Source organism: Odoribacter lunatus (assembly GCF_943193135.1).
Classification (GTDB): domain Bacteria; phylum Bacteroidota; class Bacteroidia; order Bacteroidales; family Marinifilaceae; genus Culturomica; species Culturomica lunata.
This window is the reverse complement of sequence record NZ_CALPCZ010000034.1, coordinates 1-20,858: the sequence shown is the minus strand read 5'-3', so window position 1 is coordinate 20,858 and position 20,858 is coordinate 1. Positions and strand designations below refer to the sequence as shown.

The window sequence follows — 20,858 nt, the reverse complement described above, 5'->3', positions numbered from 1 at the left end:
AAGGTGAAAGCGGGCAACATGGTGACAGTCGAGGACATTGCGAAGGCATTGCAGGAGGAAGGCACTGAATTTCAGTTAGAAACGCTAATTGACATTTTGAATCGTGGCGACCGGATAATCCGTAACAAGTTGCTTGCCGGATTCAGTGTAGGTACGGGCGTGTTCTATGCTTATCCGAGTGTGTCAGGCGTGTGGTATGATAAGAATGAAACATTTGACGAGAAGAAACACAAAGTGAGTGTGAACTTCCAGTTGAGTGCAACGTTGCGTGAAGGCATTAAGCAGGTGGGGGTAGAGGTGTTGGGCGTTTCTTCCGCAGGTCCGGAGATTTCGGGTGTGACGGATACGTGGACTGGCGAGTTGAACGGATTGATAACCCCTGACGAAGTAGTGACGGTGAAAGGGCGTAATATACAGATAGCGGGCGAGGACGAGGGCAACGGCATCCGTTTTGTTCGGGTGGACGACAGCAGCAATACGGTGGCAGTGGATATGCGCCGTCTGACGGTAAACAATCCGTCGTCGTTGTCTTTCCGTGTACCGAAACTGACACCGGGCGACTACTGGCTGGAGCTGACGACCCGTTACAGCAGGGGTGCTTTGACGAAAGAGCCGCGTACGGTACGTTTTGAGAAAGTATTGAATGTTCCTGCCGCTGATTAAATCCGGTGCGTTGTCTCCGGTGTGTAGACAGCGTTATCTACACACCGGAGACAACACGTTCTACACAGGGGAGAACGTACTGTCTCCTCATTGGAGAAAATGATATAAAGAAATAACAGTTTAATTTATAATTATTCAATCATTTAATTTTAAGAATATGAACATTTTAAAAAGATTTTTCGTGTTTACGGCTATTGTCGCAATGATAATGGCATTTGTCGGTTGTTCCGACCAAGACCAAAGTTCAATATCTATTGATGATATTTTGGGAAAAGTTAAGATTACAGGTACGATTTCTTACAGTGAAGGGCAAGCCTATTTGGATGGGAAGTATACGGAATTGTATAAAGGTGTTGCCAATACTCCGGTGTATGTGTTGATAAAGAATGCCGATTTACTGGCGGATACCAATGCATTGGGATATACTACGCTTGAAACGGAGACCGATGAGACTGGCAAATATGAAATTGAGATACCGGTGCCTAATCAGGGGGCTGATATAATCCTGCAAGTACCTTCTTTTAGTGGGAAGCATACGATGCTTAAAACGTGGGAAAATAATGAGCCTGTATTTGAAACACAAGAGGTGGTTTTTTATATCGACGAACTGAATCTAAGAGTTTTGCCGAACGATATTTTGTTTAAGGATCTCGTCTACTGTTTCATGAATCGTCCGGATGCTTCTCTTACGGAAAGACTTACAAAGGTTGTAAAAGTTGGATTCGGTGTTATAACAGAAGGAGGGAAACCTGCTTTTGAATTTGAGTCCGGTATACCTGTAACTTTTAATGTAGGGTATTATAATATTTCAGAAAACGGGAATTATATGTCTAGAAAGTATACTATGGTAACGGATAAGAAAGGAGAAGCCAAATTTGAAATACCGGTTTCCAGTCAGAATACCTCAAATATAAACTTGTCAGTAAGTGTTGATGCAATTTCTGTCAATTCCTTTACTTATTATGAAGAAGGAAGTTCTGACGCAAAAATAATAGAAGGTGGGAGATATTGGCAATATAGAAGTGCATATCTGTCTGCTTCTAAAGATACTATTGGAGTAATGATGCTTTTTTATCCGGATAAAGATGTAGAGGCGTATGGATATGACCTTTGGAATTATAGTTGGAGCTGGGATGATTTTAAAACACAAAATAATGAATAAATGAAAAGAATATTATCAATCTTTTTGATGGGATTGCTCCCGTTGATGGGCGCGAATGCGCAAGAGAATATAGAAGAAAAAGACATAGCAGAAACTTCAAAGCAATATCTTCCCGAAAAAGGAGATTGGACATTGGGGATTGATGTGTTGCCTTTGTTGAAATACATAGGTACGGCATTTCATAGCAGTAAAGCGGATGAGTTAAATGGTTTGGGCGGCACGCCTTTTACCAAAGGAAGCAGTTTTGCCGATAAGAATAAAACTTTGATGCCGGATGTGTCTGTTATGGGTAAATACTTGCTGACTGATAAATGGGCATTGCGTGCCAATATCGGTTTTAAAGTAGGATTGGAAACTGATAAATCGTATGTCAAAGACGACCGCGCCAGTGTGTTGAATTTATTGGGTAGTGAAAAAGTGGAGAATAAAATCACTAATAATAAAAGTGGGGTGAGTATTATGCTGGGAGCGGAATACCGTAAGGGTGAACGGCGTGTGCAAGGTGTTTTCGGTGCAGGTTTGCTGTTTGCCTTTATGAATAATAAAGTCAAATATGATTACGGTAACGAAATGACTTCCGTTAATCAAAATCCAACCGGCTCATTGTGGGGGGATGACGATTTGATACCTTCCGGCTACCGGATATTGATGAAATATAACACTGGTGCCAGTTTTTATACCGGTATCACGGGCAGCGCAGGGGTGGAGTGGTTTGTTGCACCGAAAATATCGTTAGGTGCGGAAGTGAATTTGAGTGTTTATTATTTATTCAGTAATCAAACTTATGTGGAAAGTGAAGGATATAATGCTACTCTCGGACGAGTAGAGACGCGTACGGATCTTGTTTCTCCCGGGAATCGGGGATTTTATGCTGATACGGAAAGTCTTGGAGGGGCGTTGAGTTTGAATTTTTATTTTTAGTTCCACCATTTCTATATGAAGAAGTAAATATATTTATATGAAAAGATTTTTTTATTTGATATCGGGAGTCGTACTGCTTTATCTGTTTTTGGTTGGTACCTTGCTGATGTCGTCATGCAGTAAGGATTCAGATTCCGAACTGATTGAAACTATATTAAAAGAAGTGCCGTCGCAGAAGGAAAGTACGTTGTCTGTTTCTGATACTGCCATTGTTTTTGAAGCGGAAGGCGGGGAACAAACTTTTACTATTTCCTGCAATAGCGATTGGCATATTATAGGAAGTAATGATTGGTGTCGGGTAAATGCGGTTTCCGGTCGTGGAGACCAGACAATTACTGTTTCAGTAAGTGTTTATGATGGGCTTCGTGAAGACCGAAATAGGAATTTACTTATAGGTTCTGGGGATAAAATGTATCTGTTGAACGTTACACAGAAATCCAAGGAGGCTATTCTTTTGAGTAAAGATAAATTTAATGTTTCAACCAAAGGAGGAACGATATCTATCACAGTGAAAAGTAACATTGATTATGAGGTTGCAATACCGGAAGAATTTGAGTCTTGGATAGCTTTGGCTCCAGAATCACGGGCGGTGACAACAAAGCATTACGATTTTACGATTTCGGAAAATAAAGATATAGAAATCCGAATGGGCTATATCGTTTTTTCAGGCAATTCCTTGTCAGATACGGTGTATGTATATCAAGCGCCTGCCAGTCGCTTGATTTTGACACAGGACACTTGTTATGTTTCATATGAGGGGGAAGAGATTACGGTGGAATTACAGACGAATATAAATTATGATGTTCGCATAGAGCCTTCTTCTGTTTCATGGATAAAGCAAATGAATACAAGAAGTTTACGTACGGATAGGTTGCATTTTTCTATAACGGAAAATGAAAGTCGGGATACTCGGGAAGCAGTTATTATTGTGAAAGATGAGAACGGAGAGCTTTCCGATACGCTTTGTGTACGTCAATATGGTCGGGGATTGGTAGTATCGGGACGAGTATATGTGGCAGGAATAGAGGGGGATACCGTAGTTGTTCAGGTAAAAGGGGATGTAGAATGCGAGGTGTCGATACCCACCGATTTTCAGTCCTGGCTCATTCCTATCCGTACCTCGTCTGTAGCTTCGCGTGCAGTTGCTCCCAAAAGCTATAGGTTTGCTGTTTTGGCGAATGAAGATTCCGACTCGGAAGGGCGGGAGGGTTATATTGTTTTTTCGGGTAATTCTTTGACGGATACGGTTTATGTTACTCAAACCTTAGATTTTACCGAAACGGTATCGGGCGTAAAGTTGGAGATGGTTTACGTGAAGGGCGGTACTTTTAGTATGGGTGCTACTTCGGAGCAGGGGGATGATGCTTATGATAGAGAGTATCCTGTTCATTCCGTAACTCTTTCTGATTATTATATCGGTAAATTTGAGGTGACGCAAGGGGTGTGGGAGAAGGTGATGGGTACTACGATAGGGCAGCAGCGGGATAAGGTAGATGCGACTTGGTCTCTTTATGGTGTCGGTTCTAATTATCCGATGTATTATGTGAATTGGAATGAAGCTGTGGCATTCTGTGAGAAGTTGAGTCAATTGACGGGCAAGAAATATGCTTTGCCAACAGAGGCTCAGTGGGAGTATGCGGCGCGTGGGGGCAATAAGAGTAAGGGGTATAAGTACAGCGGCAGCAATACGATAGGTAATGTGGCTTGGTATTATAATAATACTGGTAATTACACTTATCCCGTCGGTACTAAACAGTCGAATGAGTTGGGGATTTACGATATGTCCGGTAATGTATGGGAATGGTGCAACGATTGGTATGATTCTTATAGTAGTGATGCGCAGACCGATCCTACGGGTCCTGAAACAGGCTCTTCCCGCGTGCTTCGCGGCGGTAGTTGGAGCAGCTATGCGGGGGGCTGCCGGGTGTCGTATCGGAGCAGCTACTATCCGAGCTACTGCAACTACTACTACGGGTTCCGGGTTGTTCTTCTTCCTTAGAGTTACGGGTGGATATTCCTGTCTCTTTGTACTAAGCTAAGGGGTCGCAGGGGTACAGAGTATGCAAGGTGCGAACGGAGTGAAGCCCGGCATACGGCGCACCCCTGCGACCGCCGCTTGAAAAGTTGAAGGGGGTGAAGAGTTGAAAGGTTGAAAAGAGGACAATGTATACAAAGTGAAAACGGAGGAAAAATCCTCCGTTTTTTCGTTAAAATCTTGGAAAAACGGACAAAATTGCCCTAAATAGTATTGGAAAAACGGACAAAATTACCCATATTTGCATTGGAAAAACGGACAAATCATGTTGGTAAGAAAAATAAATTGCTATTTATCAGATTTTTACAAGAAAAAACAAAGTGCGCTTCTGATAACGGGTGCCCGTCAAATCGGAAAGACGTTTTCCATACGACAGTTTGGGAAGAAACAATTTAAGCATTTTGTCGAGATAAATTTTGTTGAATCGCCGGAGGCTGCGACTTTGTTTGCCGAGGCGAAGAGCAGTGATGATATATTGCTTCGGATTTCGGCTTTTACGCAGGAGACACTGGTGAAAGGGGAGACACTGGTGTTTTTTGATGAGGTGCAGGAGTGCCCGGAGGTTGTGACTGCTATTAAGTTCTTGGTGGAGGAAGGAAGTTACCGTTATGTGTTGAGCGGTTCGCTTTTAGGCGTGGAGTTGAAGGATTTGCGTTCGGTGCCTGTCGGTTATATGGATATTAAGGAGATGTTTCCGCTCGATTTTGAAGAATTTGCGGAAGCTGTCGGGGTGAGCCGGAAGGTGTTGGATGCGCTTCGGAAAGCCTGGGAGGAGCGGCGCGCTGTGGATGAGTTTGTACATGGCAAGATGCTGGAGGTTTTCCGGCTGTATCTTATTGTCGGAGGTATGCCGGCAGCGGTAAACAGGTATTTGCAGACGAATAACCTCCAGGAGGTAGCAGGGGCACAACAGGAGATTATCCGGCTTTACAAGAAGGATATAGCCAAATATGATGCCCAGCGTAAACTGTATATTGAGGAGATTTTTAATTTGATACCGCCTGAACTGAACGCGAAGAATAAGCGTTTTGTTTTGAAGAAACTGAATGAGAATATCAAGTTTTCGCGTTACGAAAACAGTTTTATCTGGCTCAAGGAGGCGGGAGTGGCGTTGCCCGTTTATAATGTGGAGGAACCTAAAGCGCCGCTTTTGTTGGGTCGTTCGCGTAATCTTTTCAAACTTTTTCAGAGTGATGTCGGGTTGTTGGCGGGACAGTATGCCGACGGCATACAGCTCCGTATTATCAGCGGGAGCAGGGATATTAATTTCGGCTCTATTTATGAAAATGCTGTTGCTCAGGAATTGCATGCGCATGGTTTTGATTTGTATTATTATAATAGCAAGAAAAAAGGAGAGTTGGATTTTGTGATAGAGCTGCATGGCGGAGTGTTGCCCATTGAGGTGAAATCGGGAAAGGCTTATGAGCGTCATCGGGCTTTGTCGAACGTGATGGAAGAGGGAGGGTATGGCATACCGCAGGCGCTGGTGCTCTGTAATGATAATCTTTGCGTACAGGGTAAAATTATGTATGCGCCGGTCTATATGGTCATGTTTTTGCAAAAAGCGGAGGACGCCCCCGTGAAATATCAGCTTGATTTGACGGGATTAGTGTGAAATATTGAAAAGTGTCATTTTTACATCGGTTTTTCTATTGAAAAGTGTAATTTTATGCCGTCATTTTCTACTGAAAAGTGTAATTGGCTATGTTATACAGGAAGATTGGAAAGTATATCGAGGAGCATCTGAAGCCTGATACGGATAGGATTCTGGTGCTTGAAGGCGCCCGGCAGATTGGTAAGTCGTATATTATCCGGGAGGTGGGGAAACGGCTTTACAAGAATTTTGTGGAGGTTAATTTTGTGGCGGATGATGAGGGCAGGCAGCTTTTTAAGCATGTTCATACTACGGAAGAGTTTTATCTTACGTTGAGTATGGTTGCGGGGGAGCGGCTGGACAGCATGGAGAATACCCTCGTGTTTCTGGATGAGGTGCAGCATTACCCGCAATATCTGACGATGTTAAAATTTTTCCGGCAGGAACGGCGCTACCGCTTTATTGCGAGTGGCAGCCTGTTGGGTATTGCTTTGCGTTCGACGACATCTATTCCCGTGGGCAGTATTATCCGCAAGGAGATGTTTCAGCTTGATTTTGAGGAGTTCCTGATTGCGAACGGTTTCGGAGCGGTGGCGATTGCCATGTTGCGGGAGAAGTATGAGAAGGGGGAGAGTCTCAGCGAGGAGCAGCACGGGCATGTGATGGATCTTTTCCGTCGTTATTTGCTGGTCGGGGGGATGCCCGATGCCGTGAATGAGTATGTGGCGTCGCACAATATCGTGAGGGTGCGGGAGGTGCAGAATGCGATACGCGTGCTTTACGGGGATGATGCCTCGAAGTATGAGCAGGATAACGGGCGGCATTTGCTGATACGCCGCATTTACGATATGGTGCCTTCCCAGATGGAGAATAAGAAGAAACGTATTGTTGCCAAAGATATTCAAGGTCGGAAGAGTGACCGTTTCAGCCGTTACCGGGAGGAGTTCGAGTATCTCATTTCGTCGGGGATTACGCTGGATGTGCGTGCTATTTCCAATCCCCGCTGTCCCTTGACGGAGTCGGTACAGAAGAATCTGTTGAAACTTTACCTGAATGATGTGGGGATGCTGACGTCACAGTTGTATCATCATAATCTGCGTCCGGTGCTGGGGGATGTGCAGGGTATTAATCTGGGGGCGGTGTATGAAAATGTGGTGGCGCAGGAGCTGAAGGCGCATGGCCACCGGTTGTTTTATTACGATAACCGGCAGAAAGGAGAGGTGGATTTTCTCGTGGATGATTATTCAAGTTTGAGTATTTTGCCAATAGAGGTGAAATCGGGTAAGGATTATACGGTCCACAGCGCTTTGAATAATTTGCTTGCGGTGAAAGATTATCATGTCGCTTCCGGTCTGGTCCTGTCTAACGACCGGATAGTAAGGAAGAGTGGCGGGGTGACTTATATGCCTATTTATTATGTGATGTTCCTTGATTTATCGGAAGGGAACGAGGAAAATATTTCTTTTTAAGAGCGAAAGAGCCTGACTTCAACAAGTCAGGCTCTTTTGGTATTGTTATTTGTCGGAGGTGAGGACGGTGAATTCTCCGATTCCCATGTTTTTCCCGTTGATTATTTTTTGGGCTACGAACCGGACGGTGTTGCCACGGGTCGGCTCGAAGGTGACGGTTTGTTCGATGGGGTTGTTTTTGATGTTTGAAAATTCGCCGGAAGCGACTAAGCGGTTGCCGACGTAGAATTCAAAGTGGGAGATGATGCCTCCTCCCCAGCGGTTTTGGTCCGGCGTATAGGTAAAACCGTTCAGGGTGTGGGTGCCGCCGAGGTTGATTGTGATTTCCTGTTTTGCTTCAGCAGGCAGGTAGAAGGCGGTGTATCCGTTGCCGTCGAACATGCGTTTGATTTTGTCGCCGGCTGTTTTCGGGGCGTTTTTAACACTGAAGCTTGCTGTGGGGATGTCAAGATGTTTGACGGCTACGGGGCTTTGTTTGCCGGTTTGCGCGTCGTAGCTGATGGCTTTTATGACTCCTTTTTGCGCCCAGACGAAAGGTTGTGCGGGGTCGTACAGATTCGACCGGGAGGAGGGTTCCGTGCCGTCGGTGGTATAATAGATGACGGATTCGGGGTCTCCGGCTTTCAGGATGATTTCGTTGTTGCCGTTGCGGGCGATTTGCGGCTCTTCAAGGAGTACCGGTGCCAGGAAGGCTTCGATGTTGTTGATGCACAAAGGCCCTCGCGATTGGTCGAAGCTGATGCGCAGTTGTTTGGTTTCTATGGTATTGAACCGGAGAATGCGTTTGTACCCGATGGTGGTTGTTTTTTCCGCGATTTCAAGCGGTAGCCATTTCCTGTCGTTCTGGTATTCGACGTGGAAAGCGATGACCCGTTGTCCCAGCGGGATGTATTCCTGTATCAGCAGTCGGTTGAGAGCCTGTGTCTGCGGAAAGGTGAGGGTGATGCTGCCTTGCGTGACAGAGTCGTCGGTTGCCCAGTAGGTGTCCCAGTTGCCGTCAATGGCCTTGGCGGGAGCAAACCGGGAGGCGTTGCCCCGGTGGTTGTCGGCGGTGGCTTTGGCATTTTTCAACAGATTGGTTTGGAGTTCGGCGTCGATGGTTTTTCTCCATTCGACAGCGCGAGCGGAATCCGTCGGATGAATCTTGCCGTTCAGTGCGACGGGGAAGTTCAGCAGGAAGTTGGCGTTGTGGCCGACACTGCGGTAGTATAGGTCTACCAAACGGGAAAGGCTGCGTACCTGATGGTCTTCGCGGGCATGATAGAACCAGCCCGGACGGATGGATACGTCGCATTCTCCCGGTTCCCATTTGCCGGCATCCTGCATTCCTTCTGTGGCTTTTCCTTTTTGGGTATCGTTAAACATACACCAGTTTGTTTCTCCCGCCCATCCTTCTTCGTTGCCAATCCAGCGGATGTCGGCGCAGGTGCCTCCGAAGATGACGGCGTGCGGTTGCAGTTCGTTGATGGTTTTGCGGGCGTCTTCGTAACGGTAGTAGGTGCGTGCGTCGATGCTGCGGCGTTCGTTGGCTCCGCCGTACCAGCCGTCACCTCCGTTGGCACCGTCAAACCAGTATTCAAATAGTTCGCCGTAGTTGCTTAATAGTTCTTTCATTTGGTTATGAAAGTAGGTGACGTATTCGGGACGGCCGTATTCGGCGTGGTTTCTGTCCCACGGAGAGAGGTAGATGCCGAATTTCAGCCCGTGTTTTTTACAGGCGTCGGATAGTTCTTTGACCATGTCTCCCTTGCCTCCTTTCCAGGGGGAGTTTTTTACGCTGTATTCGGTGTATTGTGACGGCCAGAGGCAGAATCCGTCGTGGTGCTTGGCAGTCAGCATAACGCCTTTCAGGCCTGCTGCCTTGATGATGCGTACCCATTGTTCGCAGTCGAGGTCGGTGGGATTGAATGTGGAGGCGGGGGTGTTTCCGAATCCCCATTCCAGGTCGTTGAAGGTGTTGAGCCCGAAGTGGACGAAAGCGTAGGTTTCCATTTTTTGCCAGTTAATCTGGTTTTGGGTCGGTACGGGCAAAATCGGAGCGGGAGGTGTGACTTTCTGGCAGGCGCAGCACAAAAGTATCCCCGCTGATAAGAGTAAAAGTTTGTTATACATACACATGTGAATTTTTATTGATTTGTTGCAAATATAGCATTAAAATCAATAAAAAACCGGATCTGTGCGGATCCGGTTTTTAGGTGTATAGCGGTTTGGCCTATTCGTTGCTATTATTGTTGTTGCCCATGAAGACGAGACCGACACTGAAGGTGACGCTCTGAAATTCGGGGATTCTGCCGTGTGAGGCTTTGGTACCGTAACTGTAGCGGGCAGCCACATTTAAGCCGATTTGGTCATTGAACGGAACAAGCATGCCGACTTCCGGTGCAAAGGTGAATTGCCATCTGGACAGGGTGGAGGAGTATTGTCCTACTTCCAGGCGTTTTTCTGTCCAGCGGGCACCGGCACCCAATCCTAAGAAGGGTTGAACGGCGGAGGTGCCGTCGGTCAGGAAATAGCGGCCGATTGCCATGATGGGAACTGTGTTTACATACCGGTATTGGTTGCCGGTCATGGTGTAAAGATTGTCGTTTCCCTTGAAATGGAAGTTGCCGGTGGCATGATTTTCATCTTGATAGAATACGTTCCAGCCGACAGCAAGTCCCATAGAGAAACGGTCGGTCATAAATTTATGGTATTCGATGTCCATGCCTCTGAAACTGGCTTTGTCCGTGAAGTCGCTCAGGTCACCGAGCGGAACGCTGATCTGGTAGTTTAGATTGAGCATCTGAGCTTTCAATAAGGGGCTCATTCCAAACAGAACTATGGCGATTATTAATAATTTTTTCATAGTTGTTATATTTTAATTCTTGTATTTTATCGTGAGTTGAAATGGCATTATTTTGTGCCTAAATAAGGAGATTGAGCAAAGCATTGTTTGATTTGCCTGTCGGCTCTTTGCAGGATGGAAGTTTGGTTGCCCGTGATGATTCCGTCGGCGATACCGCTCCACAAAACCGGTATTTTGTTGCTGGTGACAGCTACGTTTGACGGGTCAAGCATGTCAATGACAATGGAGCCTGAGCGATAAGACATTACACTTACGGGAGACCAGGGATAATACGGTGCCCAGCCCGGACCGAAGTTCCAGTTGTACCAACCCCAGCCGTCATACCAGTTCCAATAATTGTACCAGTTGTTATTGACAAAATAGTAATTGACGTTTGAGAAGGCGGATACCGTGACCATGAAGTCCGGTTTGTTGGTTTCCGAGCCGGCGATTCGTTGATAACCCAAGTCGGTAAATTGTTTTTCAACCAGCTGGAGGATGCTTTCATCAAATTCGTGATTACCGATAATGTCGTCCTGTTTGTTGACGAAGTAAACGATGGTGTCGGGCATAGAGAATGTTTTCAGGCTGGCAAAGTAACTGGCGTCTTTGTCTCTGTCGTAAGTTGTCATGGCGATGTCGTAATCTTCCGCATCGTCTGCTCCTTCGGGATAGCAGGATACCAGCAATTGCGCGAACAATCCGGTTAGTAGTAAAAATAATAAACGTTTCATACTTAGTTTGTTTTTAGTTTAACAATTTTTGTGGAATACTTCCGTTTGTGATAAATCGTTTCTAATTGTACCAGCGTATACGTCTTTATTTTTGGAATGTTGCAAATTTTAATAAATCATTGATAATGTGTTGAAAAGATGGTTTACAGGGAGGTTATTCCGGATCGGTGGCAAGAATAGCTTTGTAGCCGTGGTTTTTGGCAATGTTCATGATTCGGACAACATGTTCGATAGGGACGGATTTTTCCGCCTGAATAGTGATGCTGGGATTGTCGGAATTTTTTAGAGCTTCGACGATTTTGTTTTCCAGCATGGAAAAAGGGGTGGCTTTACCGTTGAAATAGTAGACTTTGTTTTGGTCTATGGAAACGGTAATAAATTCTTTGTTATTGGAAAGTTGGTTGGTGCTCTTGGGTAAGAGTAGTTTCAGAGCGTTGGGATTAACTAATGTGGAGGTTACCAGAAAGAATATCAGCAAAAGAAATACAATGTCGGTCATGGACGACATGTTGAAGTTAGGATTTAATTTACCGGTTCTTTTGATGGCCATGGGGGAATTTTATTTTTGAGCGTGTTTGTATGTGGATTCGATGAATATGGTGCAGGCATGTTCTAGTTTATTGGCAATGGTATTGATGCGTGCGACCAAAATGTTGTAAGCAAAGTAGGCGAGAATGCCTACGATTAATCCAGCGACGGTTGTAATCATGGCTGTGTAGATACCACGGGAAAGAAGGGTGATGTTGATGTTGTTGCCGGCAAGGGACATGTCGTAGAAAGCCTGTACCATGCCGATGACTGTGCCTAAGAATCCGATCATCGGAGCCAGACCGGAGATGGTGGCTAAGGTGGGTAGGCCTTTTTCTAATCTTGCAATTTCCTGGTTAGCCGTGTTTTCCATGCTGGTACGTAAATCTTGTGCGGGCACGTGATATAGAAATATCCCTTTTTGCAACATGCGGGAAAGAGATGAGTCCGATTCGGAGCATTGAACAATAGCTAGGGATTTATTTCCTTTTTCCAAAGCCGTGATGACATTTTCTACGAGGGAAAGCTCCTTTGGCTCTGCTTTGCGGATGATTGAAATGCGTTCGCAAATGATATAAATGCCAATGACAGATAGTATGAAAATGGGAAGCATGAGCCATCCTCCTTTTAGAATCATGTCCCATAGGTTTAAATCTTGATTGGCTGTCTGAGGTAAGGTGGTTGCAATTAAAACAATATTATTCATATTCGTAGAGCTGTAGTTTGTAAAAGTTTGATTTTACGGGATGCGAAGATATAATAAATACTTGAAAATCAAAAGTTGTTTTTGAAGCGATGGGGAAAGAGAAACAATTTTTAATTTCAATCGTTTTAATTGTTAATATTTTGTTTTTCGATGTAAAAATACTACTTTCAGCCTCGAAAAAAAGAGGGGATAGGACGGATAAAGGAAAATAATTAAATGTGGGAATTCACTTAAATGTATACCAAATTATGGAAAATAAATTAGATATTCTGACGAAAAAGCTTTATGATGAAGGGGTTGATAAGGCAAGACAAGAAGCGGAAAAAATTATTGCCGATGCTAAAAAAGAAGCGGAAAATTTGTTGGCAGAGGCTGAAGCAAAAGCAAAAGAGATAGAAACGAAAGCTCAACAGGATGTTGAGAATTTGAAAAAGAAAGCGGATTCGGAAATGAGTTTGAGTGCTCGGCAGGCGTTGGCTGCTTTGAAATTGTCGATTACTAATTTGATTTCGGGAGAGGTTGCAGAGAAGTTGGCTAAGACCGGTTTTGAAGATAAAGCATTTGTGCAGGAGTTGTTGGTTTCCATTGTTAAGAAATGGAATGTTGCAGATGGTAATTTGGATTTGGAGGTGGTTTTATCGGAAAAGGATAAAAAAGAGTTTGAGTCTTTTATAAAAAATAAATATAAAGAATTATTAGATAAAGGTTTGGTAGTGAAAGTGGGAGAACAGAAAGAAGGATTTGTTATTCAGCCGAAAGACGGTAGCTATCAAATTGCCTTTTCGGAAGCGTTGTTTGAGGCATTCTTTAATCAGTATCTGAGAAGTTTTACGAAGTCGTTGCTTTATAATTAAGTATGCACATGAATTATGTTGCTTTTATCGCAGGATTGCCGGAAATTATGTGGGATGAAAGAAAGTTGCCCTTAACACTTTCTGATTTTCGGGAGCAGGCAAAAATTTATATTAAGGGAAAGGATGCAAAGTTGTTGGATCTTTTTTTCTTACCTAACGATAATTTGCAAGTATTGCGGTTATTAAATAAACAAGAGGCGTTGCCGGATTTGCAGACTGTTTATTCGGTGAAATTGCTTGAAGAAGAAATACAGGAGCCGACGGGGAAATTACCAACCTATCTTAGTCAATTTATCTTTGATTTTAAAAACGAACGTTTGAAGTATGATACAGTACCGGAAAATGTATTGAGTTGGATGTATTATGATTACATGTTGGGAGTTGGTAATAAGTTGGTGCGTCGGTATGCGGAGTTTTCGATGAATCTGAAAAATTTAGTTACGGCGTTAAATAGCAGAAAATATGATCGGGATGTTCGTCGGGAGGTAATAGGTGGAAATGATTTTGCCGCGATATTGAGGACAGCTACATCTAAGGATTTTGGACTTGTCGGAGAATATGCTTATGTAGATAAAGTGATAGCTCTGATGAAAGAAGATAATTTAGTGGAGCGGGAGAAGGGAATTGATCTTTTGATTTGGGATTTTTTGGATGAAGAAGTGGTGTTTGAGTATTTTTCGATAGAACGGGTTATTTCTATTATGTTGAAGTTAATGATTGTGGAACGGTGGAGTAAGATGAGTACTGATACAGGACGAAAAGTATTTATGGAGATGATTCAGAAGTTTCGTGAAAGTTTTCAGTTTGATGAGCAATTTAAATGATTCTCTATTTTTGAGAAATTTTGATAATAAGTAAAATCCGGAATTTGAAATAAGTAATTATATAATATATGGCAAAGACACAAGGAAAAGTTCATAGTATTATTTCTAACCTTGTATTGGTGAAGATTGAAGGCCCGGTTTCTCAGAACGAAATTTGTTTTATAGAACAGGGAGATGAAAAGTTGATGGCAGAGGTTATCAAGGTGGTTGGGGATATAGCGTATGTACAAGTATTTGAAAGTACCCGCGGCTTGAAGCCAGGTACTGTGGTAGAATTTGAGGAGCACATGCTCGAAGTAAGTTTAGGCCCCGGTTTGTTATCGAAGAATTTTGACGGATTGCAAAATGATTTGGATAAGATGACCGGTGTATTTTTGAAAAGAGGTGAATATACTAATCCTTTGGAGGAAGATAAAAAATGGAGTTTTACTCCGCTTGCACAACCGGGAGATAAAGTAAAAGCCGCTGATTGGTTGGGAAATGTGAAAGAGAATTGGCTTGACCATAAAATTATGGTTCCTTTTAAGATGCAGGGTGAGTATACGGTGACTTCTATTGTTTCGGCAGGAGAGTATACAATTCAAGATACGATAGCGGTTCTTAAGGATAAAGAGGGGAAAGAATATCCGGTTACAATGGTGCAGAAATGGCCGGTGAAAGTGGCTATTCGTAGTTATGTAGATAAGCCCCGTCCTTTCCGTCAAATGGAGACAGGTGTGCGGGTTATTGATACAATGAATCCGATGTTGGAGGGGGGAACTGGTTTTATTCCCGGTCCGTTTGGAACAGGAAAGACCGTGTTACAGCATGCTTTGGCTCGTTTCGCAGATGCAGATGTTATTATTATGGCAGCTTGCGGAGAACGTGCAAATGAAGTTGTTGAAATCTTTACGGAATTTCCGCAATTGCAGGATCCCCGTTCCGGACGTTCTCTGTATGAACGTACAACGATTATTGCCAATACGTCTAATATGCCAGTTGCAGCCCGTGAAGCTTCTGTATATACGGCTATGACAATTGGTGAGTATTATCGTGCAATGGGAATGAAAGTGTTGTTGTTGGCAGATTCTACATCCCGTTGGGCACAGGCTTTGCGTGAAATGTCGAATCGAATGGAAGAATTACCGGGACAAGATGCTTTTCCGATGGACTTGTCTGCGATTATTTCAAATTTTTATGCTCGTGCCGGAATGGTTTATCTGAATAATGGACAGACTGGATCCATTACTTTTATCGGAACTGTATCTCCTGCCGGGGGAAATTTGAAGGAACCGGTAACGGAATCAACAAAGAAAGTTGCTCGTTGTTTCTATGCTTTGTCACAGGCTCGAGCAGATTCTAAACGCTATCCTGCCATAGATACATTGGATTCTTATTCTAAATATTTGGAATATCCTGAATTTATAGAGTATGCTAAGAAAAATATTTCCCAGAATTGGATTGAAGATGTGAGTGAAGTTCGTAACATGTTGGTTCGGGGGCGTGAAACGGCTGAACAAATCGATATTTTAGGTGATGATGGAGTGCCTTTGGATTATCATGTGATTTTTTGGAAGTCGGAATTGATAGATTTTGTTATTTTACAACAAGATGCTTTTGATAATATAGATGGTTCAACTTCTATGGAACGTCAGCAGTATATGTTAAATATGGTGTTGGAGGTTGTTCGCTCAAACTTCGCTTTTGATTCATTTGAAGAGGTGAATCCTTATTTTAAAAGGATTATTAATGGTTTTAAGCAAATGAATTATTCGGAGTTCCAATCTGAAGTATTTAAAAAGTATGAAGCAGAGGTGAAGGAGATTATTAAAGAGAGAAGAAACTAAATCTAAATTTAAAATTAAAAATAATGAATGCTGCTTTTCAAAAAGTATATACCAAGATATCACAGATTACCAAGGCGACTTGTTCATTGAAGGCTCAAGGAATCGGAAATGATGAGTTGGCAATAGTAGACGGTCGCTTGGCTCAGGTGGTAAAGATTTGGGGTGATGATATTACGTTGCAGGTCTTTTCTGGGACAGAAGGAATCCCTACAAATGCGGAGGTAACGTTTTTAGGTAAAGCTCCAACATTGAAGGTTGGAGATGATTTATGCGGGCGTTTTTTTAATGCTTTCGGAGATCCTATAGATGGAGGTCCAAGTATAGATGGTGAAGAAAGAGAGATTGGAGGACCTTCTGTAAATCCAGTGAGACGTAAACAACCTTCAGAATTGATCGCTACGGGTATTGCGGGAATTGATTTGAATAATACGTTGGTATCAGGACAGAAAATACCATTTTTTGCAGATCCTGACCAGCCTTATAATCAAGTTATGGCAAATGTGGCTTTGCGGGCACAAACAGATCGAATTATTCTTGGAGGGATGGGGTTGACGAATGATGATTATCTCTATTTTAAAAATTTGTTTGATAATGCAGGGGTACTTGATCGTATTGTTAGTTTTGTGAATACGACCGAGGCACCTCCCGTGGAACGTTTGTTAGTTCCGGATATGGCATTGACAGCTGCAGAATATTTTGCAGTAGATCGTAATGAAAAAGTGTTGGTATTGTTGACGGATATGACATTGTATGCAGATGCTTTGGCTATTGTCTCCAATCGAATGGATCAGATTCCTTCAAAGGACTCAATGCCGGGTTCATTGTATTCTGATTTGGCAAAAATTTATGAAAAGGCAGTACAATTTCCAGATGGAGGATCTATTACGATTATTGCTGTTACAACTTTATCAGGAGGAGATATTACTCATGCGATTCCCGATAATACCGGATATATCACGGAAGGCCAGCTCTTTTTACGTAAAGATACTGAGATCGGAAAGGTAATTGTGGATCCATTCCGTAGTTTGTCTCGATTAAAACAATTGGTTATTGGTAAGAAAACGCGTAAGGATCATCCGCAGGTAATGAATGCTGCTATTCGTTTGTATGCAGATGCAGCGAATGCTCGTACAAAACTGGAAAATGGATTTGATTTAACGGATTACGATAAACGTACATTGGAGTTTGCTAAAGATTATTCAAATGAATTATTGGCAATAGATGTGAATATTAGTGTAACTCAAATGTTGGATTCTGCTTGGGCTTTATTTAGAAAGTATTTTAATCGTTCGGAACTTGGTATCAAGCAGGAAATTGTAGATGAATTCGGAAATTTTTCTAATTGAAAAATTGGAATTTAAAATTTAAAGTTGATGATTAAGTTTCAATATAATAAAACTTCACTTCAAAGTCTTGATAAACAACTTAAGATGCGAGTGCGGGCTTTACCTACTATAAAAAATAAGGAGTCTGCATTGCGTTCAGAAGTAAAGAGGGCTAAGGAGGTGGCAGATGAGTTTGATGAAAAATTGGAGGCTCGTTTGAATGAAATCCAGGAAATGCTTCAACTTTATGATGAGTACAGACCTGATATATTGACAGTGAAAGAGGTGAGTATGTCAATAAAAAAAATTGCAGGGGTACGTACTCCGATTTTGGATAAGGTGGAGTATAGTATTAAAGATTTTAGTTTGTTTAATGCTCCGGGTTGGTTTCTTGATGGAATCCAGTATATAAAAGAAATAGTGAATATTGCATTAGAGAGAGAATTTTTTATGCGTAAAATGGAGCTTCTGGATAGAGCTCGTAAAAAGACAACGCAGAAAGTGAATTTGTATGAAAAGGTACAAATACCAGGTTTTCAAGAGGCGATACGAAAAATAAAACGTTTTCTTGAAGATGAAGAAAATCTTTCTAAATCAGCACAGAAGATAGTGAAAAACCGTAAAGCGATGGAGGAAGCGTCATGATAGTGCCTATGCGAAAATTGTCTCTGTTAGTTTTTTATAAAGATTATCAGAATTTTCTTGATGAACTTCGGGAAAGAGGTGTTGTTCATATCTATGAGAATAAGCAGCGGGCAGCAGAGAATGAAACTTTGCAAGCGAAATTATATCAGATTAGACGAGTAAACGAAATGATTCGATTGCTGGAGAATCGATCAGTAGAGGAAAACGGAGTTAAAGTTGATAGGGTGGGGGAAGATTTGTTGGTTTATTTGGAAGAGCAATATCATCGGCAGGAGCAAATCATTTCACAATTGGAGATATTGGAGAAGGATCTTGTTTTATATGAGCCTTGGGGAAATTTTTCTAGAGAACGGATAGCTGAGTTAGTTAAAGTTGGTTGGGAATTACGTTTCTTTACGGTTTCTGACAGAAAATATTTACTTGAATGGGAAGAACAATTTAATTCAATGGTCATTAATGAGCAGCAAGGACAAAAATATTTTGTAACTGTTACTCCACAGGACCAGCGAGAAAAACCAGATGCAGATACTTTTGTTTTCCCTCAGGAGTCGGAAGAATGTATTCGTGGAACAATCGAGCAGTTAAAGAATGAATTGTCACAGATATCTGTTCATTTGGATGAGATAACTGGAGAAGCAATTAGAAATTTAAAATACTATCGAGAGACGATAGGAGAGGTAACGGATTTTTTGAAAGTGGATACGGGTTCTCAAATGTTGATTGAGGATAAAGTTATTGCATTGGAAGGATGGATTCCTGTAGACTGTGAAGTTGAAATGAAAAAATTTTTGCAGGGATGTGAAGTTTATTATGAATTTTCAACTCCAACGCCAGATGAAGATGTTCCGGTATTGTTGAAAAATAATCGATTTACCAAACTTTTTGAACCTATTACAGAGATGTTTGCTTTGCCCAATTATCATGAATTGGATCCGACACCGTTTTTTGCCCCATTTTTTATGTTGTTTTTTGGTTTATGTATGGGAGATGGTGGTTATGGATTATTGATTTGGGCAGTTTGTTTTGGCTTGTTAAAGAAGGCTTCCCCCGCAATGAAAGGGTATTTGAAGCTAGGAGAGTATTTAGGAATAGCAACAATAATAGTGGGAATATTGACAGGCTCCTTTTTTGGAATAGCTTTAGAGAGTGTTGAGTGGACTTGGTTGAAAGGGATAAAGGAGTATTTTGTGACAGAAGCCAATTATGGAAAATATTTGAATGGTTATAATCCGATGATGGTTGTTGCTATTATTATAGGTATTATTCAAATACTTTTTGGAATGTGTCTTAGTGCAGTAAAAATGGCCAAACAATTCGGTTTTAGATATGCAATGTCAACAATAGGCTGGGTTGTGGTTTTAATAATGGCAGGAATTACTTGGGGATTACCGCTATGTGGGGGTATCTTACCAAGATTTTTGCTTTATATATTTTATGGAATAATGGCTGTTTGTGTTTTTGCTATTGTTTTTATGAATTCTCCGGGAAAAGGTGTATTAACAAATTTTGGTTCGGCTTTATGGGGAACTTATAACATGGCAACAGGATTACTAGGAGATACATTGTCATATATCCGTTTGTTTGCATTGGGATTAACTGGTAGTATTTTAGGAGGTGTATTCAATACCTTGGCTTTTGATTTAACTGTTTCATTGCCAGTAGTTCTTCGCTTTATTGCGATATTATTAATATTATTAGCAGGACATACGATTAATTTTGGTTTGTGTATGATAGGTGCATTTGTCCATCCAATGCGCTTGACTTTTGTTGAGTTTTATAAAAATGCAAGTTTTGAAGGAGGAGGGAAAAAATATTCTCCTTTTTGTCGAAGAGTAGTAACAGAAAAATAAAGTAGAAAATAAACAAATTAAATTTTAAATTATGGAACCAATTATTTTAGCTTATTTAGGAATTGTGTTAATGGTCGGATTATCTGGAATAGGTAGTGCATATGGTGTAACTATTTGTGGTAATGCAGCAGTAGGTGCTTTAAAGAAAAATCCGGGGGCATCTGGCCAATATATAGGGTTGTCGGCCTTACCTTCTTCTCAGGGATTATACGGTTTTGTGGGATATTTTTTGTTAAGTGCTTATTTAATACCGGGAATCACATGGTATGCAGCAGCAGCGATATTTGGTGCGGGATTTGGTTTAGGATTAGTAGCCTTTTTCTCTTCAATTCGTCAAGCTCAGGTATGTGCAAACGGAATAGTTGCTATTGGAGGTGGGCATAATGTATTTGGTACAACTATGGTACTAGCAGTATTTCCTGAATTATATGCAATTTTAGGATTATTGGTTTTAATTCTAATTTCAGGATTGATACCGGCTTAGAAATAGAACTGATATCAATCTTAATTTTGGGGGAATTAACGGCTATATCTTATAGCCGTTATTTTTGTAAGGAGTAATAGTTTTTCCCTTTTTTTATTTGTAGATGTGTGTTGGTAAGGTTGTTTGTAGGTGTAATGGAAAAAACTTTAAAAAAAGTTTTAAAAAAAATTGGAGGGTAATAAAAGTTGATATATCTTTGCCGTCGCTTTCGCTCATTTATGGGCGGGTTAATCAGGAAACGAGATTAAAGAGTTCTTAGAAAAATTGTAGTGACGAGACAGCAAGTGCGGCCCTGATATTAGATGATATTTGGGACATATGACTGAGCACATGGAATAAATAAAGAATTGATATTAATACAATGAAGAGTTTGATCCTGGCTCAGGATGAACGCTAGCGACAGGCTTAACACAT

At 42.0% G+C, this 20,858-nt stretch carries 18 protein-coding genes; 13 read left to right on the top strand and 5 right to left on the bottom strand.

Annotation, left to right across the window (positions count from 1 at the left end; all coding sequences use genetic code 11):
• The 6 genes from NFR61_RS10155 to NFR61_RS10130 form a co-directional block, all read left to right on the top strand.
• Positions 1-663, top strand: a 663-nt coding sequence (locus NFR61_RS10155; protein WP_251623680.1) for a DNA-binding domain-containing protein, incomplete at its 5' end; no start/stop codon positions are given.
• 157 nt (positions 664-820) lie between these two features.
• A complete protein-coding gene (locus tag NFR61_RS10150; RefSeq protein WP_251623678.1) occupies positions 821-1,825 on the top strand; it encodes a hypothetical protein in 1,005 nt (334 codons plus the stop codon).
• Positions 1,826-2,746 (top strand): hypothetical protein, encoded by a 921-nt coding sequence (locus NFR61_RS10145; protein WP_251623676.1) that lies wholly within the window; start codon positions 1,826-1,828, stop codon positions 2,744-2,746.
• 37 nt (positions 2,747-2,783) lie between these two features.
• A complete protein-coding gene (locus tag NFR61_RS10140) occupies positions 2,784-4,745 on the top strand; it encodes an SUMF1/EgtB/PvdO family nonheme iron enzyme (RefSeq protein ID WP_251623673.1) in 1,962 nt (653 codons plus the stop codon).
• 301 nt (positions 4,746-5,046) lie between these two features.
• Entirely contained in the window at positions 5,047-6,396 is a 1,350-nt protein-coding gene (locus tag NFR61_RS10135; RefSeq protein ID WP_251623664.1) for an ATP-binding protein, read from the top strand.
• Positions 6,397-6,485: 89 nt separating this feature from the next.
• Positions 6,486-7,844 carry an ATP-binding protein gene (locus tag NFR61_RS10130; RefSeq protein WP_251623662.1) on the top strand — a complete coding sequence of 453 codons (1,359 nt, stop codon included), beginning with the start codon at positions 6,486-6,488 and terminating at the stop codon, positions 7,842-7,844.
• A 45-nt stretch (positions 7,845-7,889) separates the two neighbouring features.
• Here the strand turns inward: NFR61_RS10130 and NFR61_RS10125 are convergent, their stop codons facing one another.
• The 5 genes from NFR61_RS10125 to NFR61_RS10105 all read right to left on the bottom strand — a co-directional run bounded on the left by NFR61_RS10125 (position 7,890) and on the right by NFR61_RS10105 (position 12,636).
• Entirely contained in the window at positions 7,890-9,956 is a 2,067-nt protein-coding gene (locus tag NFR61_RS10125) for an alpha-L-fucosidase (protein WP_251623660.1), read from the bottom strand.
• Between the two features lie 100 nt (positions 9,957-10,056).
• On the bottom strand, positions 10,057-10,689 hold the full coding sequence (locus tag NFR61_RS10120) for an outer membrane beta-barrel protein (protein ID WP_251623658.1): 633 nt from the start codon (positions 10,687-10,689) through the stop codon (positions 10,057-10,059).
• A gap of 47 nt (positions 10,690-10,736) precedes the next feature.
• Positions 10,737-11,402, bottom strand: a complete 666-nt coding sequence (locus tag NFR61_RS10115; RefSeq protein ID WP_251623650.1) for a DUF4136 domain-containing protein — start codon at positions 11,400-11,402, stop codon at positions 10,737-10,739.
• A 154-nt stretch (positions 11,403-11,556) separates the two neighbouring features.
• Positions 11,557-11,952: an ExbD/TolR family protein gene (locus tag NFR61_RS10110; protein WP_251623648.1), complete on the bottom strand. Its 396-nt coding sequence runs from the start codon at positions 11,950-11,952 to the stop codon at positions 11,557-11,559.
• 9 nt (positions 11,953-11,961) lie between these two features.
• Positions 11,962-12,636: a MotA/TolQ/ExbB proton channel family protein gene (locus NFR61_RS10105; RefSeq protein WP_251623646.1), complete on the bottom strand. Its 675-nt coding sequence runs from the start codon at positions 12,634-12,636 to the stop codon at positions 11,962-11,964.
• Positions 12,637-12,884: 248 nt separating this feature from the next.
• Between NFR61_RS10105 and NFR61_RS10100 the strand changes: the two genes are divergently transcribed.
• From NFR61_RS10100 to NFR61_RS10070, 7 genes are all read left to right on the top strand, one after another.
• Positions 12,885-13,490 carry a V-type ATP synthase subunit E family protein gene (locus NFR61_RS10100; RefSeq protein ID WP_251623644.1) on the top strand — a complete coding sequence of 202 codons (606 nt, stop codon included), beginning with the start codon at positions 12,885-12,887 and terminating at the stop codon, positions 13,488-13,490.
• Between the two features lie 8 nt (positions 13,491-13,498).
• Positions 13,499-14,314, top strand: coding sequence for a DUF2764 family protein (locus NFR61_RS10095; protein WP_251623634.1), 816 nt, complete (start codon positions 13,499-13,501; stop codon positions 14,312-14,314).
• A gap of 68 nt (positions 14,315-14,382) precedes the next feature.
• The gene (locus tag NFR61_RS10090) at positions 14,383-16,140 is read left to right on the top strand and encodes a V-type ATP synthase subunit A (RefSeq protein ID WP_251623632.1); all 1,758 of its coding nucleotides are present in this window, start codon (positions 14,383-14,385) and stop codon (positions 16,138-16,140) included.
• A 20-nt stretch (positions 16,141-16,160) separates the two neighbouring features.
• Positions 16,161-17,486: a V-type ATP synthase subunit B gene (locus tag NFR61_RS10085; RefSeq protein WP_251623682.1), complete on the top strand. Its 1,326-nt coding sequence runs from the start codon at positions 16,161-16,163 to the stop codon at positions 17,484-17,486.
• Positions 17,487-17,510: 24 nt separating this feature from the next.
• Entirely contained in the window at positions 17,511-18,110 is a 600-nt protein-coding gene (locus tag NFR61_RS10080; RefSeq protein ID WP_251623630.1) for a V-type ATP synthase subunit D, read from the top strand.
• An 8-nt stretch (positions 18,111-18,118) separates the two neighbouring features.
• On the top strand, positions 18,119-19,960 hold the full coding sequence (locus NFR61_RS10075) for a V-type ATP synthase subunit I (RefSeq protein ID WP_251623620.1): 1,842 nt from the start codon (positions 18,119-18,121) through the stop codon (positions 19,958-19,960).
• Between the two features lie 31 nt (positions 19,961-19,991).
• Positions 19,992-20,444, top strand: coding sequence for an ATPase (locus NFR61_RS10070; RefSeq protein WP_251623610.1), 453 nt, complete (start codon positions 19,992-19,994; stop codon positions 20,442-20,444).
• Positions 20,445-20,858: the final 414 nt, after the last annotated feature.

Coding starts and splice junctions, on each gene's coding strand:
- NFR61_RS10145 (WP_251623676.1), top strand. CDS start 1,826: ATGAAAAGAATATTATCAATCTTTTTGATGGGATTGCTCCCGTTGATG.
- NFR61_RS10090 (WP_251623632.1), top strand. CDS start 14,383: ATGGCAAAGACACAAGGAAAAGTTCATAGTATTATTTCTAACCTTGTA.
- NFR61_RS10105 (WP_251623646.1), bottom strand. CDS start 12,636: ATGAATAATATTGTTTTAATTGCAACCACCTTACCTCAGACAGCCAAT.
- NFR61_RS10130 (WP_251623662.1), top strand. CDS start 6,486: ATGTTATACAGGAAGATTGGAAAGTATATCGAGGAGCATCTGAAGCCT.
- NFR61_RS10140 (WP_251623673.1), top strand. CDS start 2,784: ATGAAAAGATTTTTTTATTTGATATCGGGAGTCGTACTGCTTTATCTG.
- NFR61_RS10150 (WP_251623678.1), top strand. CDS start 821: ATGAACATTTTAAAAAGATTTTTCGTGTTTACGGCTATTGTCGCAATG.
- NFR61_RS10075 (WP_251623620.1), top strand. CDS start 18,119: ATGCGAAAATTGTCTCTGTTAGTTTTTTATAAAGATTATCAGAATTTT.
- NFR61_RS10070 (WP_251623610.1), top strand. CDS start 19,992: ATGGAACCAATTATTTTAGCTTATTTAGGAATTGTGTTAATGGTCGGA.
- NFR61_RS10115 (WP_251623650.1), bottom strand. CDS start 11,402: ATGAAACGTTTATTATTTTTACTACTAACCGGATTGTTCGCGCAATTG.
- NFR61_RS10100 (WP_251623644.1), top strand. CDS start 12,885: ATGGAAAATAAATTAGATATTCTGACGAAAAAGCTTTATGATGAAGGG.
- NFR61_RS10135 (WP_251623664.1), top strand. CDS start 5,047: ATGTTGGTAAGAAAAATAAATTGCTATTTATCAGATTTTTACAAGAAA.
- NFR61_RS10095 (WP_251623634.1), top strand. CDS start 13,499: ATGAATTATGTTGCTTTTATCGCAGGATTGCCGGAAATTATGTGGGAT.
- NFR61_RS10125 (WP_251623660.1), bottom strand. CDS start 9,956: ATGTATAACAAACTTTTACTCTTATCAGCGGGGATACTTTTGTGCTGC.
- NFR61_RS10120 (WP_251623658.1), bottom strand. CDS start 10,689: ATGAAAAAATTATTAATAATCGCCATAGTTCTGTTTGGAATGAGCCCC.
- NFR61_RS10110 (WP_251623648.1), bottom strand. CDS start 11,952: ATGGCCATCAAAAGAACCGGTAAATTAAATCCTAACTTCAACATGTCG.